Annotated in this window: 12 protein-coding genes; 9 read left to right on the top strand and 3 right to left on the bottom strand. The window is 70.0% G+C overall.

Annotated elements, in window-relative coordinates; all coding sequences use genetic code 11:
- Window positions 1-41: 41 nt before the first annotated feature.
- Window positions 42-398 carry an SH3 domain-containing protein gene (locus tag HG543_RS09700; RefSeq protein WP_169344423.1) on the top strand — a complete coding sequence of 119 codons (357 nt, stop codon included), beginning with the start codon at window positions 42-44 and terminating at the stop codon, window positions 396-398.
- Window positions 399-450: 52 nt separating this feature from the next.
- On the opposite strand, the gene HG543_RS09695 is transcribed toward HG543_RS09700, so the two are convergent.
- The gene (locus HG543_RS09695) at window positions 451-1,158 is read right to left on the bottom strand and encodes a hypothetical protein (RefSeq protein ID WP_169344422.1); all 708 of its coding nucleotides are present in this window, start codon (window positions 1,156-1,158) and stop codon (window positions 451-453) included.
- 195 nt (window positions 1,159-1,353) lie between these two features.
- On the opposite strand from HG543_RS09695, the gene HG543_RS09690 reads away from it, so the two are divergent.
- The 6 genes from HG543_RS09690 to HG543_RS09665 all read left to right on the top strand — a co-directional run bounded on the left by HG543_RS09690 (window position 1,354) and on the right by HG543_RS09665 (window position 10,307).
- A complete protein-coding gene (locus HG543_RS09690; protein ID WP_169344421.1) occupies window positions 1,354-2,211 on the top strand; it encodes a hypothetical protein in 858 nt (285 codons plus the stop codon).
- Window positions 2,212-2,341: 130 nt separating this feature from the next.
- A complete protein-coding gene (locus tag HG543_RS09685) occupies window positions 2,342-3,904 on the top strand; it encodes a phytase (RefSeq protein WP_169344420.1) in 1,563 nt (520 codons plus the stop codon).
- A gap of 117 nt (window positions 3,905-4,021) precedes the next feature.
- Window positions 4,022-5,779: a DUF1592 domain-containing protein gene (locus HG543_RS09680; RefSeq protein ID WP_169344419.1), complete on the top strand. Its 1,758-nt coding sequence runs from the start codon at window positions 4,022-4,024 to the stop codon at window positions 5,777-5,779.
- Window positions 5,776-7,311, top strand: a complete 1,536-nt coding sequence (locus HG543_RS09675) for a DUF1552 domain-containing protein (protein WP_169344418.1) — start codon at window positions 5,776-5,778, stop codon at window positions 7,309-7,311. Before HG543_RS09680 ends, HG543_RS09675 begins: the two co-directional genes overlap by 4 nt.
- A gap of 103 nt (window positions 7,312-7,414) precedes the next feature.
- Window positions 7,415-8,944 (top strand): magnesium-protoporphyrin IX monomethyl ester anaerobic oxidative cyclase, encoded by a 1,530-nt coding sequence (bchE, locus tag HG543_RS09670; protein ID WP_169344417.1) that lies wholly within the window; start codon window positions 7,415-7,417, stop codon window positions 8,942-8,944.
- A 97-nt stretch (window positions 8,945-9,041) separates the two neighbouring features.
- Window positions 9,042-10,307: a glucose-1-phosphate adenylyltransferase family protein gene (locus HG543_RS09665; RefSeq protein WP_169344416.1), complete on the top strand. Its 1,266-nt coding sequence runs from the start codon at window positions 9,042-9,044 to the stop codon at window positions 10,305-10,307.
- 24 nt (window positions 10,308-10,331) lie between these two features.
- On the opposite strand, the gene HG543_RS09660 is transcribed toward HG543_RS09665, so the two are convergent.
- Window positions 10,332-12,551 carry a S9 family peptidase gene (locus tag HG543_RS09660; RefSeq protein ID WP_169344415.1) on the bottom strand — a complete coding sequence of 740 codons (2,220 nt, stop codon included), beginning with the start codon at window positions 12,549-12,551 and terminating at the stop codon, window positions 10,332-10,334.
- A gap of 76 nt (window positions 12,552-12,627) precedes the next feature.
- Between HG543_RS09660 and HG543_RS09655 the strand changes: the two genes are divergently transcribed.
- Window positions 12,628-13,536, top strand: coding sequence for a LysR family transcriptional regulator (locus tag HG543_RS09655; protein ID WP_169344414.1), 909 nt, complete (start codon window positions 12,628-12,630; stop codon window positions 13,534-13,536).
- Window positions 13,537-13,601: 65 nt separating this feature from the next.
- Here HG543_RS09655 and HG543_RS09650 read toward each other — a convergent pair whose 3' ends face one another.
- The gene (locus HG543_RS09650; protein ID WP_169344413.1) at window positions 13,602-16,289 is read right to left on the bottom strand and encodes an ELWxxDGT repeat protein; all 2,688 of its coding nucleotides are present in this window, start codon (window positions 16,287-16,289) and stop codon (window positions 13,602-13,604) included.
- 333 nt (window positions 16,290-16,622) lie between these two features.
- On the opposite strand from HG543_RS09650, the gene HG543_RS09645 reads away from it, so the two are divergent.
- Complete coding sequence (locus HG543_RS09645; protein ID WP_169344412.1) at window positions 16,623-17,366, top strand: pentapeptide repeat-containing protein; 744 nt, start codon at window positions 16,623-16,625, stop codon at window positions 17,364-17,366.
- Window positions 17,367-17,372: the final 6 nt, after the last annotated feature.

Genomic DNA, 17,372 nt, shown 5'->3' with positions numbered 1-17,372 from the left:
CACAGGGCGCCACCGGAAACCCACCAGAGGAGAGAATCCAGATGAAGAGCCTGCGCACCTTCGTGTGCCTTGCTGGCAGTGTCGCGCTGTTCGGGACGGGCTGTGGCGGCGCCCCCGAGGAAATGAACCCGGAGCCGTCCCCCCTGGGCGAGGTCGAGCAGCGTTCCGAAGCTGGCGTCGTCTACAGCATCTGCTGGCCCGCGCTCGGCGTCTATGCCGGCCCTGGAACGGGCTACCCGCTGATGGGCACGCTCTACCACGACCAGGGAGACCAGTTTTATTCGGACAGCAACGTGTTCTCCTCGAACGGCGATTACTGGATTCGTGGCACCGGGTGGGCGTGGAACCGGGGTCTGAGCCCCTACGGCTACGTCCGTTGGAACGGGCTCTGTCATTGAAAGCGTGACACCCCGCGCTCCGTGCCCCGGGGCGCGGGGGGAGCCCTTCCCATCACTCCTCCCGTATCAGGCGCTCTATCTCCACTCCCTTCCAGAGGTCCTCATCCCGGACGGGGGGCGCGCGGTTCTTGAATGGGTCCGAGTTGATATTGGCAGCGGAGAGCAGTCCCAGATTGTTCTTCGTGACGACGTCCAGAAACCGCAGGAAGTCTTGCACGTAGTCCGCGTCCTCTTCCTTGCGGGGCACGATGCTGCCCGAGTCGTTCAGCGCCTTGACCTCCCGGGCACTCAACCAGCTTCGAATGCCATCTCCATCCCAGCGCCACGGGTTGTTGTCACCACCATGCGAGAGATGAAGCACGAGGTCGCTCATGGCGGTGTCCCCCTCTTTCACGCCCACCGCCCCATGGAAGAGGCGGTATCCCATCTTGAAGTAGGGGAAGAAGTTCGCGCATTCGGAGAACAGGACGAACTCGAAGAATCTCCGGATGTAGAATTCCCGTGGGTGGATGCGCTCGAAGGTCGCGTGCCGGTCCTGCTCAAGCAATGCGTCATACCCAGGGTGACGGGTGAAATCCGCGCTGAATTGACGGAAGACAGGAATCATCTCGTCAACCCCGATGTCGCACCTGGGCATGGAGGTCTTCAGGAACCGCGCATGGTGCTCCTCGAGCCCCGCTTTCTCCCCTCGCAACCTGGGTACCGTTTCCTCATGGAAGCGCCTGTCATCGAAGACGTGGAGGGTGTTCCAGTCACCCATGGTGCTCGCTCCAAGGTAGGAGGGGAAAAGCGAGCCGGAGTCTAAAGCAAGTTGCCCGCGGTGAGCGTCAAGGTCGTTGTCGCGTGAGAGGCTTCGGCCGATACAAGCGGCGGCATGGCGGCGCTCGGCCTGCTCCTCCGCTACGCTTCATTCCACGGGAACAACAGGTCCTGGAGGGATGTCTCGATGCGGGCGATGACCACGTGGCGATGGGCCCTGGTGGGTTTGGGGATGGCACTGGCGCTACCGGCGGCGGCGAGCTCCCCGACGTTCGGGGTGCACCCTCCCCTCCAGCTCGAATCTCCTCCCGGCCCGGTGACCCGGGCCCTGCGCGAGGCGGTGAAGCTCTCCAAGGCGGAGGACTACGCGGGCGCGGCCCGGGTCGTCGCGGCCGCACCCCTTCCAGAGAAGGAAGAAGCGCGGGCCGTCCTCGCCCATGTCGTGAAGGAGGTCACCCACTTCTACGCGGAGCGGGCCCGGCTCGCGTCCCAGTCGCCCGCGTCGGTCGAGTCCCTGTCCGCCCTCCTGCGCTCCCTGCTGAGGCCCGCCCCTCCCGAGTGGTACGTGGACCAGGTGACGCAGCTGGACTCCCGCTCCCTGCGCCTGTTCTCCACGCTGCGCGTGATGGATGCCGCCACGAGAGAAGCCTTCGAGCGGCCGCTGCGGGTGGGCCTCCACTTCGTGGCCAACGTCGACCATGAGGACCGGCGGGCCTACACGTCCACGCTCCTGCGCGAGCTGCGAAAGCTGGGCTTCACCCCCGAGGTGGTGGACGAGGACGCGGAGCTGTCGCTGACGGTGGGGCACTACAGCCTGGGCTGGGGGATGAACCGCGAGGCCATGCCCCACGAGGAGGCGTTGATGAAACCGCTCGGGGCGCACGTGCGCTGGGAGCGCGGGGGCACGCCCGTCGTGGCGCCGTATGACCCACACCGCAGGGGCTTCGAGTACCCCTGCAATGACGGCCTGCAGCTGGACGCGGTCTGCCTGGGGCACGTCACCGCGCGCAGCCTCGTGCTCGCGTGGTTGGATCGCTCGAGTACGCAGCCCTGACGGTGGGAGGTCCCAGGATTCCTGGGGTGGTGAAAAGGTTTGGTGGGTCGGCGCACTTCACGGACTTGTTGCGCTGCTCACCGGGGACGCGCCTCCAACATGCGAGTGCATCCACCCCCCCGAGGAGTCCATGTCCGCAAAGCGTCGTGTCCTGGGAAGCGCCTCGCTGGCGCTCGTGCTCGTTCCGCTCACCTCCCTCGCCGAGCCGCCCGTCATTCCTCCGCGTGCGCAGACCCCCGTGCTGCACCAGTACGACGAGGCTCCACGCACGCCCGACGCGGACGACCCGGCCATCTGGGTCCACCCGACGCGTCCGGAGCGGGGGCTCGTCATCGGCGTGCTGAAGGACGCGGGCCTGCAGGTGTTCGACCTGGAGGGGCGCGTGGTGCAGACCGTGCTGCCTCCGAACCGCCCGGCCATCTCGGCCGAGGACCCCGCGGCTCCGGGGCCGCGCCCGGAGGCGGCGACCGCCGCGTGCCCGGAGAGCGAGAGCGGCGAGACGTTCGGCCGCTTCAACAACGTGGACATCCAGTACGGCTTCCCGCTGCGTGGCGCGGATGGACGGGTCCGCAAGGTGGACCTGGCCGTGGTGACGGACCGCGGCTGTGACCGGCTTCGCATCTACGCCATCGACCCCGGGCGTGCCGGTGGGCCGCTGTTCGACGTCACCGCGCGCGCGGCACAGCGCGTCTTCCCGGAGCGGTGGGTGCAGCCCTCTCCCTTCCAGCCCACGGGTGAATCGGAGGGCGTGCGGCCGAATCCGGTGGATGACCAGAGCACGGCCTACGGGCTCGGGTTGTACCGCGACCCGTCCCATCGCTTTCATGCCTTCGTGACGCAGCGCAGCCGCGCCGTGGTGGCCTGGCTGGAGCTGTACGAGGCGGGCACGAACCAGGTGGGCTACCGCAAGGTGCGCGAGTTCCGTTTCGACTCGCGCTTCTCCATTCCCCGGCCGGGCGGTGGCGGAAGCCTGACGTGGGCGCCCTGCCGTGAGGCGCCGGAGGACGACCCGCAGTTCGAGGGGCTCGTGGTGGACCAGCAGCAGGGCATCCTCTATGCGGCGCAGGAGGTGGTGGGCCTGTGGAAGCTGCCGCTGCACGTGTCCCTGCCGCGCGTGGTGGACGTGCCGCAAAGCCGCCTCATCGACCCGGTGAAGTCCTTCGGAGCGCCGTACTGGGCCGTCCCGGACGAGGACGAGTTCGCGTGTGAGTCGGAGGCCCCGGCCCCGCTGCCCGAGGGCACCATCGCGGTGCCGGGCAACCCCGCTGTCGGAGGCAGGTACCTGGAGGCGGATGTCGAGGGGCTCGCGCTGTACTACGCGGAGGACGAGGAGGGGTATCTCGTCGTCTCCAGCCAGGGCGACGACACGCTGCACCTCTATGACCGCGAGGGAGGCTGGACGCGCGAGCGCGGCAACCGCCATCTCGGGAGCTTCCAGGTGGAAGGCGTGGGCGAGACGGATGGGCATGACCTCGTGAATGTGCCCATGGGCCCCGGCTTCCCCCGGGGGCTCATGGTCCTCCAGACGGGCAAGGCCCCGCCCCCGCCGAGCACCGAGCCGGTCAATGGCTACGAGTACGACGGCTCGACGCAGTTCAAGCTCGTGCGCTGGGACGACATCGCGGAGGCGGTGCCTCCCGGGTTCACGGTGGACACGGACGAGTACGACCCTCGCGACCCGCACGATGACTGAGCGGCGGTGACCGCGCCTCGGGAGGCGGTTTCATGGACGTCCTGCCTGTCGTGGATTTCACGTAACAGTCCATGACATCATCGGCGGCTCCACGGTGTTTCCAGGTGGAGGTGCCAGGTGCAACAGCGTCGACTCACGCGCACCCTCGTCGTTGTCGCGGCGGCCCTGGTGGCCGCCTGCAAGGGCGACGTGGACATCGGGGCGCCTCCCGGGGAGCGGCCGCCACCCATCGAGAACCCGCCGCCGGTAGCGCCCGAGGAGCTGCCGTTGCGGCGGCTGTCGGCGGTCCAGTACCGGAACACGCTGCGCGACGTGCTCACCCGGGCGCTCGGCGCCACGGAGGCCAGCGCGGTGCTGCGCGACGGTCCGGTGGCGGAGCTGCTCCAGAGCTACCCGCAGGACCTGCTGGTGCCCGTTCCCGGCGAGTCCCATGGCGGCTTCCTCCGCATGGACCAGGGCGTGCAGCAGCGGCACATCGACATCTCGTATTCGCTCGGGCTGCGCGTGGGCGAGGTGCTGGGGACGAGCGCCTCGCGGCGGGGGCTGCTGCTGGGCACCTGCGCCACGGACGCCAGCACGGCCAATGACGAGGCCTGCCTGGGCGGCTTCATCTCCCGCTTTGGACGACTCGCCCTGCGCAGACCCGTGGACGCGGACGACGTGGCCTTCTACCGCGCGGCGGTGAGCGAGCCGCCTGCCTCCGCGCTCGCCGTGCAGAAGGTGGTGGCGCTGATGCTGACGGCGCCGGAGTTCCTCTACTTCGTCGAGCACGGACAGCCCGAGGCGGATGGCACCGTGTCGCGGCTGACGGCGCACGAGCTGGCCGTGCGGCTGTCGTACCACTTCTGGCAGACGATGCCGGACGAGGCGCTCGCCGCGGCGGCGGACTCGGGCGAGCTGCTGACCGAGGATGGCTACCGCGAGCAGGTGGAGCGCCTGGTCGGTGACGCGCGCGCGCACCAGGCCATGGGCGAGTTCTTCAGTCAGTGGTTCCGCCTGGACGCCCTGGAGGAGTTCAACACGCGCGTGGGAGACCCCATCTTCGACGCGTTTCGCGGTGGCTTCACGCCAACGGGCGACACCCGCGAGCACATCAACGCCGAGGTGGCCGACCTGGTCACCTGGCTGGCGGCGCACGACGGCACGCTGCAGGACGTGCTCACGGACCGGCATGCGTTCGCACGCACCGCCGACCTGGCGTCGCTCTACGGCGTGCCACGGTGGGATGGCGACTCGGAGCCGCCCACCTTCCTCGAGTCCCAGCGCTCCGGCCTGCTGACGCGCATCGCCTTCCTCGCCACCGGGTCCGCCAACACGCGGCCCATCATCAAGGGCTACCGCATCCGCAACGCGCTCCTGTGCGAGCGCATCCCCCCGCCGCCCGCCGACGCCATGATGACGCGGGTGGAGCTGTCGGCCGAGCTCACCACGCGCGAGGTGGTGGAGCGCCTCACGGAGGGACAGGGCTCCTGCCCCGCCTGCCACCGGACACGCCTCAACCCGCTGGGGTTCGTCACCGAGAACTTCGACGCGCTCGGGCGCTTCCGCTCCGCGCAGCGGCTCTTCGACAGCAACGGCCAGCAGGTGGGCGAGCGGACGGTGCGCACCGACACGGTGCCCGCCCTGACGCCGGGCGACACGCGGTCGGTGTCCTCGGCCGCGGACGTCACCCAGCTCATCCTCGAGAGCGGCCTGTACGAGGACTGCTTCGCCCGGCAGTACTTCCGGTACACCTTTGCCCGCGTCGAGAGCGACGAGGCCGACGGGCCCGTGCTGGACGCATTGAGCGCGGCGGCGAGCGGCCGCCAGTCGCTGCGCGACGTGCTGGCCTCCGTCGCGCTGCGCCCCGAGTTCCAGCGGAGGGACTTCCGATGAGCACGCCCACCTTCTCGCGCCGCACGATTCTCCGCCTGGGCGGAACGGGGCTGGTGCTGCCCTTCCTCCCCAGCCTCCTGCCGGCGACGGCGCGGGCCCAGTCGGCGCCCTCCCACAAGTGCTTCGTCATGCTGCGCACGGAGCACGGCGGCATCCTCCAGCGGGACATGTTCCCCCCGGACGCGTCGCTGACGGAGTCCCTGCCCTACGCGGGCCACACGGTGCGCCGGGGCGCGCTGCGCGCCACCGAGGCGAATGGGGAGACCCGCGTGTCGGCGGTGCTGCGCGCCCCGTCGAGCGAGCTCACCGCTTCGATGGTGGGCAAGATGTGGGTGCTCAACGGCCTGGACATCCCCTTCTACATCGGCCACCACCGGGGCGGGACGCTGGGCAACTTCTCCGCGAGCGACCAGGCGCCGGACGAGGTGAAGCAGAACGGCATCCGGCAGACCATCGACCAGATCATGGCCTGGTCTCCGTCCTTCTATGGCGGCGCGGTGGGCGTGCGAGAGCGCGCCATCATCCGCGGGTCGCTGTCCTTCGCGCACTCGGACCCGCGCCTGCGGCAGGGGCCGGTGGAGCGGGTGGGCAGCACGGTGGATGGCTCCAACCAGAACCTCTTCGACCGCCTGTTCGGCAATGCCACCGGAGGCCAGCCGCTCATCAGCGGCGCGGTGATGGAGAACTACCGGCGCCTGCGCAATGGCAACCGGCGCCTGTCGTCCGCGGACCGCCGCCGGTTGGATGACCACCTGGAGCGGCTGGCCGAGCTGGACCGCAAGCTGAACACGGTGGCGCGCTGCCAGACGCCCGTGCGTCCGACGACGTCGAGCGGGCAGTACACGAACCAGCCGACCTACCCGCGAGACCCGGAGGCGCAGTCCCTGTCGCACGAGCTGTGGAATGACGTGTACACGCTGGCGCTGTCGTGCGGTGTGTCGCGCATCGTGGTGGATGGGGCGACGGACACCTTCAGCACCTTCGCGGGGGACTGGCACCAGGAGATTGCGCATCAAGCGGCCAGCAGCGCGTCGGCGTACAGCACGCTGCTGGCGGCCCACCAGCTCTACTTCCGCCGCGTCTTCCTGGACCTGGCGAGCAAGCTGGAGGCGGTGGACATGGGCGATGGCACCCGGCTGCTGGACCACACCCTGCTGGCGTGGGGGCAGGAATCGGGCAACTACACGCACGACCACACCAGCGCGCCGATTGTCGCCTTCGGTGGGGCGGAGGGCTTCTTCCGCACGGGGCAGTACTGCGATTACCGCAACCTGGCGAAGAGGACAGGTGAGGGCCCCGCCGGAGAGCCGCGCTGGTTCGGGCTGCTGTGGCACCAGTGGCTGGGGACGGTGCTTCAGTCCATGGGCATTCCGCGGTCGGAGTGGGAGGACACCTCCCAGTGCCCGGGGTACCCCAACTACAAGTACGACGACGTTCCGGGCTGGGCGGGGCCGGAGAATCCGACAGGGCCCGTGTATCCGGCCACCGTGTGGAACGCCGCGGGCGAGGTGCTGCCCTTCCTGCGGGTTTGAGGCCCGGCCGCCGGGCGGCGCTCCGCGACCGTCCACCGCGAGGGCGCGACAGTCCAGTCAGGACCTCGCGGCGGGCGCGGCGCGCGTCCCTAACCTGAGCGGTATGAAAGTCCTCCTCGTCAACGCGCCCCACCCCGCCATTGGCAGCCGCATTCCGGATGACCACCTGCCGCCCCTGGGGCTGCTCGCGGTGGGAGGCCCGCTCCTGGACGCCGGGCACGAGGTGAAGCTGCTCGACGCGGAGTTCGGCCCCATGAGCGAGGAGGAAATCCTCGCCCAGACCGTCGCGTATGGGCCGGATGCCATCCTGTATGGCCACTCCGGCTCCACCTCCGCGCACCCCATCATCTCCAGGCTGAGCCGGGCCGCGGCTCGCGCGCTGCCGGAGGCGTGGGTCATCTACGGCGGTGTCTTCCCGACCTACCACTGGCGCGACATCCTCCAGGAGGAGTCGCATATCGACGTCATCGTCCGGGGCGAGGGCGAGGAGACGGCGGTGCGGCTCCTCGCCGCGCTCGAAACGGAGACGCCCCTGCGGACCGTGCCCGGGCTCGCCTACCGTGAGCACGGCGTACCGGCGGCCACGGTGCCCGCGGCCGTCATCCAGGACCTGGATGCCTACCGCATCGGCTGGGAGCTCATCGACTTCCGCCGCTACAGCTACTGGGGCGGCAAGCGCGCGGTCGTCGTCCAGTTCTCGCGGGGCTGCCCGCACCTGTGCAACTACTGTGGCCAGCGAGGCTTCTGGACGAAGTGGCGCCACCGCGACCCGAGGAAGTTCGCCGCGGAGCTGGCGCGGCTGCACCGGGAGCACGGCGTCGAGGTCATCAACTTCGCCGACGAGAACCCCACCTCCTCCAAAAAGGTCTGGCGCGAGTTCCTGGAGGCGCTCATCGCCGAGAACGTGAACCTCATCCTGGTCGGCTCCACGCGCGCGGACGACATCGTGCGCGACGCGGACATCCTGCACCTGTACCGGAAGGCCGGCTGGACGCGCTTCCTGCTCGGAATGGAGAACACGGACGAGGCGACGTTGAGCCTCATCAAGAAGGGCGGGACGACCACCGAGGACCGCGAGGCCATCCGCCTGCTGCGGCAGCACGGCATCCTGTCCATGGCCACCTGGGTCGCCGGCTTCGAGGAGGAGACGGACCGCGACTACTGGCGCGGCCTGCGCCAGCTCCTCTCGTACGACCCGGACCAGATTCAAGCGCTCTACGTCACGCCGCACCGCTGGACGCCGTACTTCCGGCTCGCGAAGGACCGGAAGGTGATTCAGCCGGACCGGAGCCGCTGGGACTACAAGCACCAGGTGCTGGCGACGCGCCACATGCCGCCATGGCGGGTGCTGCTCTGGGTGAAGTTCATCGAGGCGGCCGTACAGCTGCGGCCCAAGGCGCTGTGGCGGACCTTCCTCCAGCCCGACTCGCGGCTGCGCCAGTCCATGCGCTGGTACACGGAGATGGGCCGCCGCGTGTTCCCCTTCGAGGTGAAGAACTTCTTCCTGCGAGACCGCCGCGTGGATGACGGACCAACGCTGGCGGACTTCTGGGGCGCACCGCAGGACGCGGAGGAGAACTCCATGCTCCGGACGCGGCGCGCGGCCCCTCGCGAGCGGGCTGAAGCCTTTTGAACCACCGTCAGCGCACGCCCAACTCGCGAGTGCATCAGCGCACAGTGCGCCGCGCATGTGCATTCCCATCCAGGACACGCGTGCCTGGAATGGGCCCATGACTCCCCCCAAGGTACTCGCGCTCATCCTCGCTGGCGGCAAGGGCAGCCGGTTGGAAGTCCTGACATCGGTGCGTGCCAAGCCCGTCGCCCCCTTCGGAGGTGGCTACCGCCTCATCGACTTCGCCCTGAGCAACTGCGTCCACAGCCGGCTGGCGGACGTCTGGGTGCTGGAGCAGTACCTGCCGCACTCGCTCAATGACCACCTGTCCAACGGGCGGCCGTGGGACCTGGACCGCACCTACGGAGGGCTGCGGGTGCTGCCTCCCTTCCAGGCCCGGGAGGAAGGTGGCTTCGCCCAGGGCAACGCGGACGCCCTCTACCGCCAGCGCCACCTGCTGCGCGCCTTCGACCCGGACGTGCTGCTGGTGCTCAGCGCCGACCACGTCTACCGGTTCGACTACCGGGACGTGATTGAGGCGCATCTGGGCTCGGGGGCGGCGGTGACCGCCGTCACCACGGAGGTGCCGCCCGAGCGGGCACATCGCTTCGGCGTGGTGCAGGTGGACGCGGGCGGGCGCATCACCCGCTTCGACTACAAGCCGGAGCACCCGCGCGGAGGCACCGTCACCACGGAGGTCTTCGCGTACGACGCCCGCGTGCTGCTGGACACGCTGGAGACGCTGTGCGCCGAGCTGGGCGACGAGCATGCGGCGCTCGAGGACTTCGGCCACCACCTGCTGCCGCGCCTCGTCTCCGAGGGCCGCGCGCGGGCGTGGCGCATGGATGGCTACTGGCGCGACGTGGGCACGCTGGACAGCTACTGGCAGGGGCACATGGACCTGCTGGGCTCGGAGCCGGTGCTGTCGCTGGAGCGGACCGACGCACCGCTGCTCACCTATGGCGTGCAGCGGCCCGCCGCGCGCGTGCTGGCCGGAGCGCGCGTGGAAGACAGTCTCGTGTCACCGGGCTGCGTGGTGCGCGGCACGGTGGTGCGCTCGGTGCTGGGGCCCGGCGTGCGCGTGGAGGCGGGCGCCGTCATCCGCGACTCCGTGCTGCTGGGCGATGTCGTGGTGGGCGCGGACGCGCGGGTGCACCTGGCCCTGCTGGACGAGGCCGTCCGTGTGGGGGCCGGCGCCCACGTGGGGGATGCGGAGCGGGCCGTCTCCGGACCGCCGCGGCCGCACGTGCGCGCCGAGGAGCTCACCGTCATCGGGCAACAGGTGCGCCTGCGCGACCGCGAGCGGGTGAAGCCCGGCGAGCGCCGGCAGGCCGACGCCAACGTGGACTGGCGCACCCAGGCCCAGCCGCCCACGGTGTCGTGAGCTCCCTCGCGGCGGCCCGGCCGTTCACCTCGGGCCGCCCAGGGTGCGGAGGAAGAACAGGGCGATGTCGTCGAAGTAGTAGCGGTCCGCGGGGGGCACGGGGCCGTGGGGCTGCCCCGGCATGAGGAGCAGCTCGAAGTGCTTGCCCTCGCGGATGAGCGCCTCGGCCATGCGCATCGTCGTGGACAGCGTCGCGTTCACGTCGCTCGTCCCGTGCATCATCTTGAGCGCCCCTTTCAGCTTCCCCGCCAACGCGAGGTTGGACCCGGCCTGATACCCGGCCGGGTTCACTCCCGGCAGGCCGAGGTAGGGCTCGTTGATGATGGCCTCCTCCTCCAGGGCTCCCGGCGCGCCCGCGTAGCCCGCCTTGAAGAACTCCGGAGCCATCAACATCCCACGCAGCGCGAAGTACCCACCCCACGAGTGGCCGTGGATGCCCACCCGCTCCAGGTCCATCCACGGACGCGTCGCGGCGGCCTGCTTCAACCCCGTCACGTAGTCTGGAATCTCCGTCTGCCCGACCCGGCCGTAGTGCGCGTCCTGGAACGCCTTGCTCCGCCCCGGCCCACCCCGAGGGTCCAGCACCACGACCACGAACCCCAGCTCCGCCATCGCGGCGGCATGCAACGACATGCCATTGCCGACAAAGTTCCAGGGCACCACCGTCGTGAACGGCCCCGCATAGATGTACGCAATCACCGGGTAGCGCTTCTCCGCGTCGAAGTCTCGCGGCCGGTAGAGCACCCCATGCAGCGGCGTGACACCGTCGGCCGCGGTCACCGTGAGCGCCTCCGGTGGCCTGTGGCCCAGCGCCTCCAACGCGCTCACGTTCGACGTGGTGAGGCGGACCCGTGTCCTTCCATCCGTGGAGACCAGCTCCCGCAGCCGGGGCTGCGTCCGCGAGGACCACGTGTCCACGGAGTACCTCCCCGACGGAGCCAGCGTCATCCGGTGCATGCCGGCCCCGGAGGACAGCCGCTTCAGCGCACCGCCCTTCAAGCTCCCCCGGTACAGGAGGTGCTCGTACGGCGCGCCGCTGTCAGCGGACGCCACCACGAAGACTCCGTCTCCTCCCGGCTCGACTCCCACCACCTCGTGGACCGGAAACGCCCCCCGGGTGACCTGACGCACGAGCCGCCCCGCCAGGTCATACAGATAGACGTGCCGCCAGCCGTCACGCTCGGACATCCAGAGGAAGCCCTTCCCGTCCGGCAGGAACCGCACCTGCTTCGCCCAGCCGTTCACCGACAGGTCCAGCCCCGCCACGAAGGTCTCCGGCCGCTCCTCGCGGAGCACCCGCCGGCGCTTGCCAGACACCGCCTCCACCGCCGTCAGGTCCAGCCGCTTCGCATCCCGTGACAGGTGCAGGCACAGCGCCTCACTCCCATCCGGACGCCACCCGACGAACCAGTCGTACGTCTCACCGTCCACCGGCGTGATGGCCGTCACGCGCCCCGTCGCCACCTCCACCACGTGCAATTCCGTCCGGGGCAACGGCGTCCCCGTCTTCGCATACGGAACCCATGTCACCCGCTCCAGGGCGCTGGAATAGTCGACGACGGGCACCTTGTGCACCCCGCGCAGGTCCTCGCGCCACACCACCAGGAAGCGGCCATCCGGAGACCAGGGATTCTCCGGGATGCGCCAGCCCAGGTGCTCCGCGCCCTCGCGCGTCACCACCGTGCGCCCCTCCGCGCCGCGCACCGTGAAGCCCCCCTCGCGCTGCTCCGCGATGGCGCCTCCCGCTGGAGCCAGGAAGTGACTCCGCGACAGCGCCAGCGCGGCCCGGTCCTCCGGTGCCAGCCCCGTGAGCTGTCCGTCCTCCAGTCCCAGCCCGAACGGTTTCCCCTCGTAGGAGAAGACGATGCTCCGCTCGTCCGGTGCGATGGCGAAGTCGAAGAACCGGAGCGACTGCACGGGCTTGCCCACCAGGCGCGAGAGTTGGGCTCGCAGGTCGGCGCCAGACACCAGCGGCTTCACCACTCCCGTCCTGGCGTGGGCCAGCATCCAGGTGCCGCCGTCCTTCGTGTCCACCGACCAGAAGACCAGCCGGTCTCCCTCGCGGAGCCACCTCGGAGGAACCGTGCTGTCCTGGATGAGCTCCCAGAGGCGGTTGAACCGGTGGGCGAGGTCCAGCCGCTCCTGGAGCTTCGCGTCCGGCGTCGCGCCCTGCGCGAGCGCTCCCCCGGGCGCACTCGCGAGGCACAGCATCAGGAGGCCCACTGCCCACGAAAGGCATCGCATCCCCCGATGCTAGGGAGCGGCATCATGCATGACCAATATATCTTCGGGCCCGAATCAAGACGGATATCATCTGGATATGGAATTCCGTCAGCTCCAGCTCTTCGTCGCCGTGGCGGAGGAGCTGCACTTCGGCCGGGCCGCCGCCCGGGTGGGAATGGCGCAGCCTCCCTTCAGCCAGCAGATTCGCAGGCTGGAAGCGGAGCTGGGCGTCGAGCTCCTCACGCGGACGAGCCGGCGCGTGGCCCTCACTCCCGCCGGCAGCCACTTGCTGGAGGACGCACGGGCACTGCTGGCGAGACGCACGGACATCATCACCACCGTGCGGCGGGTGGCCCGCGGCGAGACGGGTCGGCTGCGCGTCGGCTTCGCCGCGTCTTCGGCCTTCGGCGTCCTCACGGACCTCGTGCTGCGCTTCCGCAAGCGCTTCCCCGAGGTGAAGGTCGAAATCGACGACCGCGAGGGGCTGCATGCCGGCGTTGCGCTCGCCACCGGCGAGCTGGACCTGGCCATCGTCCGAGGCCCCTTCCAGCACGAGGGCGTGACGGTGGAGCGCCTCCTCATCGAGCGCTTCGTGCTCGCGCTCCCCACCCGCCACCCGCGTGCCCGGCGGAAGGTCATCCCCCTGTCTTCCCTGGCACACGAGCCGTTCGTCCTGTTCCCCCGTCACTCCGCGCCCGGGCTGCACGACACCGTGACGAGCATGTGTCTCGCCGCGGGCTTCTCGCCCCACGTCGTGCAGGAGGCCCACTCGTGGCCCGCGGTCATCGGCATGGTCGAAGCGGGCCTCGGGCTCACCCTTGCTCCCAGCTCCGCCCAGGCGCTCCGGCCCCGGGGCGTCGTCTTCCGCGCGCTGAGTGGCGCTCCCGGGCACGCGGAGCTGGTGCTCGCCTTCGCGGGCCCGCACCCTTCCCCCAGCGCGGCCCACTTCCGTGCCCTGGCCCACGAGGCGGCCTCGCTTCTGCCCGTGAAAACGCCTTCGTCGTAGCCGCGCCAGCGCGTCACCTCGGGGCCCCGGTCTCACGACCGGGGCCCCTTGGCTTCGTGGCGGAGTTACAGCGACAGACGCCAGGGCTCGACGCCGTGGGTGCCGTCATCCGCGGTGAAGAAGACGGCGTTGCCGCTGCGCGTGAAGAGCCCCGGCGTCGAGGTGCCGGGCCCCGGGGCAATGTCCCCCACCATGCGCGTCCCGGCCGCGGTGCCGTCGGACACCCACGGCTCCGAGCCGTGGACCCCATCCGAGGCCCGGAAGAACACCAGGCCCTCCTCCAGCCCGAGGGGAGGCGCGAACTCCATGCCGTCGCCACTCCCCGGGAGGATGTCCTTCACGAGGCGCGTTCCCGCTTCGGTGCCATCCGAGCACCACAGCTCGCGGCCGTGCTGCGCGGTGCGCCCCAGGAAGCAGGCCTCGTCGCCCACGGCGGTCAGCCAGAACAGCTCGCTGAAGGACGTGAGGGTCACCCGCGAGGCCTCCCCAGTGAGGCTGTCGTACTTCCAGAGCTCGGGAGCCACCCAGTCATCGAAGATGAAGAAGAGCGTGTGTCCCACCGCCGTCAGCTCCTGCGCCGCGTAGTACTGCGCCAGGGGCGAGGACACGGTGATGCGCGTGGGCGGCCCACCCGCCGCGTCCAGCTTCCACAGGGCGGGGACGGGCATTCCCGCCTCCTCGGTGTCGGCCGTGAAGTAGAGCGTCCCGTTCATCACCGTCAGGTTGAACGGCCAGGACGAAGCGCCGCCCGGCCTCAGGTCCGCCACGAGCCGCGTGCCCGCTTCCGTGCCGTCGCTCTTCCACAGCTCCAGGCCGTGCAGCGCGTCCTGCGCTCTGAAGTAGAGCGTCCCGCCCACGGCGACGAGCTGCTGGGGCTCGCTGCCCTGGCTTCCCGGCCAGATGTCCTTCACGCGCACGGTGCCGGCTTCCGTCCCGTCACTCTTCCACAGCTCGGTGCCAGACGTGTCCTCCGTGGCGGTGAAGAACAGCGTTCCATCCACGTCCGTGAGGTTCGACACGTTCGGGCTGTAGTACTCGCCGGAGTCGATGTGCTTCACGCGCACGGTGCCGGCCTCCGTCCCATCGCTCTTCCACAGCTGCCGGTCATTGCCGGGCGAGAAGAAGAGCTGGCTCCCCACCTTCCGCGCCGTGTTGAGGTAGTACGAGAAGCCGCCCTTCACGCGCACGGTGCCCGCCCCGGTGCCATCCGTCTTCCAGAGCTCGATGCCGTTGGCGGTGCTGGCGGAGAAGAAGACCGTTCCGCCCACGTCCTCCATGAACTCGGGAGCGCTCCCGCTGCCCGGCGCGTTGAGGTCCGCCACGAGCGCCGTGCCCGGCAGCGTGCCATCCGTCTTCCACAGCTCGAGGCCGTGGATGGCGTCGTTCGCCGTGAAGTAGAGGGTGTCACCCAGGACGAGGGACGAGTAGAGGGAGAGACTCCCATTGAGATGGGGCCAGGCGAAGCTCTGCACCGGGGCGGAACCCGTCCCCCCTACCGACCACAGCTCCCGGGGGCTCAGCCACCACTCGCCATCCACGGCGAAGTACACGCGCGACCCGAGCCGGACGAGCGCATCGGCGACGAGACGCCTGGGCTCCTGGAAGTCGGTGACACGCACGGTGCCCGCCTCGGTGCCGTCCGTCTTCCACAGCTGCTGGCCCGTCGTGTGGTCGTCCGCGATGAAGTAGAGCGCCCCGTCCAGCTCCACGAAGCCGCCCGGAAAGGAGGACGCGCTCCCGGGGGAGATGTCCTTCACCCGCACGGTGCCCGCCTCGGTGCCATCCGTCTTCCACAGCTCGCGTCCGGAGGCGCCGTCCTCCGCTGAGAAGTAGAGCGTCCCTCCCAGCCGCTGGAAGCCATATGGATGGAAGTTCGGGCCTCCGGGAATGCCGCTCTTCACCTTCACGGTCCCCGCGGCCGTCCCATCCGTCTTCCAGAGCTGGGCTTCGGTGCTCTGCGTCCACATCGTGAAGAAGAGGGTCCCCTCCAGCTCCACCACGCTCTGGCTATCAATGGAGGAGCTTTCGGCGCCGGGGGTGAGGTCCACCACCATCACGGTGCCGGCTTCCGTGCCATCGCTCTTCCACAGCTCCGTGCCGTGCGCTTCCTCGTAGCCCAGGAAGTAGAGCGTGCCGTTCACGTTCCGGAGCCCCCATACGTTCGAGTAGCCGCTCGGAGCGAGGTCCTTCACCAGCACGGTGCCCGCGGCCGTCCCGTCCGTCTTCCACAGCCCCACCTCCAGGCTCTCTCCGCCGGAGAAGTAGAGCGCGCCATTGAAGACGACGTGCGGTGTCTCGGGTTCCGTGACCGGCCCTCCTTCCGACACGAGCCGGGTGCCCTCGGGCGTCCCGTCGCTCCGCCAGAGCCGTCGAGACCTGCCGTCATGTGCCGTGAAGTAGAGGATGCCGTCCATCACGGTGAACTGTGCCGGGTCGGAGGCATACGCTCCCAGGTTGATGTCCCGCACCAGCCGGGTGCCCGCCTGCGTCCCATCGCTCACCCACAGCTCCCGGCCGTGGAGGAGGTCCGACGCCGTGAAGAAGAAACGGTTGCCGGCCTGGAAGAAGCCGCCCGGCTCCGAGCCGATATCGGGCGGATTCACCCAAGGCGGGCGGACGTCGTGCACCAGCTCCGCCGTACCCACGGTGAGCCCGCTCCGGGACAGGCCGCTCTCTTCCTGGCTCGCGGGCACGTCATCCGGCGCGTCCGAGCAGCCGGTTCCCGCGAACCAACACACCGCCAGACTGCCCACGGTCTTCTGAATCGATCTGCGTATCACTGGGGTACCCCCTCTTGCTGCCATCCCGCCGGCCAGGGATGTCCAAGGCATACGTAGCGACAGGGTTCTACCGGCAACCCTGACATGGCACACGGCCGCGAAACGGACTGTGTCTGTTCGGGATGGAAAGCTTTGACGGACCAGTTCGGCGGGAAGGAGTGAGCCAATTCCTGCCATGACATGGCGTGCGCTCTTCGGCGGCAGGCAGCGCGTTCTCGCACCCTGCCCCGGGCGAGCGTCCGGGGGACCGCCTTCAATCGGGCTGACGAGGCCGCGCGGCGCCGTCCGCGGTACACTGCGCGGAGGATGCGCCTCTCCCCTGCCCTCCGTCTTCGCGCCGTGCTCCTCTCCAGCCTCGTGGGCCTCGCGCTCGCCGGATGCCAGAGCGAGGAGGAGAAGCGGGCCCGGCGCCTCCAGGAGACCCGCGAGTGCGCGGGCTGCGACCTGCGCGGCCTCTCACTGGAGGGCGCGGACCTGGAGGGCGCGCGGCTCGCGGGGGCCCGGCTGGAAGGTGCGAAGCTCGGCCGCGCCCGCTTGAAGGGCGCCGACCTCTCCGGCGTGGACCTCACGCTCGCGGACCTTCGGGGCGCGGACCTCCGGGGCGCGAAGCTGGACGAGACGTTCCTGGAGCAGGCCCAGCTCCAGGGCGCCAATCTGGAGGGCGTGGACCTCCGGAGCGCGCGCGCCGTGGAGTCCGCCCACTTCGAGGGCGCCATCCTCCGGGGCATCAACCTGGAGGAAGAGTCCTTCTCCGGCCCGGGTGGGCCCCACCGCCGCAGCGAGCGCTCGCATGCCTACTCCGTGCCCGTGGGCGGGGCGCTGCTGTCCGGCGTGGACCTGCGCGGGGCGAAGCTGCGCGGAGCGGTGCTGGAGCGCTGCGACCTGGCGGGCGCGGACCTGCGCGACGCGGACCTGCGCGACGCGGAGCTGAAGAACGCCAACCTCGCCGGGGTGAAGCTGGAGGGCGCCAACCTCTCCGGCGCCACCTGGGAGGACGGGCGCCAGTGCGCCACCGGCTCCGTGGGCGAGTGCCGCCCCGCCCGGAAGTAGCTCGGG

Origin of the sequence: Pyxidicoccus fallax (genome assembly GCF_012933655.1) — a bacterium.
GTDB lineage: Bacteria > Myxococcota > Myxococcia > Myxococcales > Myxococcaceae > Myxococcus > Myxococcus fallax.
The sequence above is the reverse complement of the archived record's forward strand: the minus strand, read 5'-3'. Positions and strand labels throughout refer to the sequence as shown.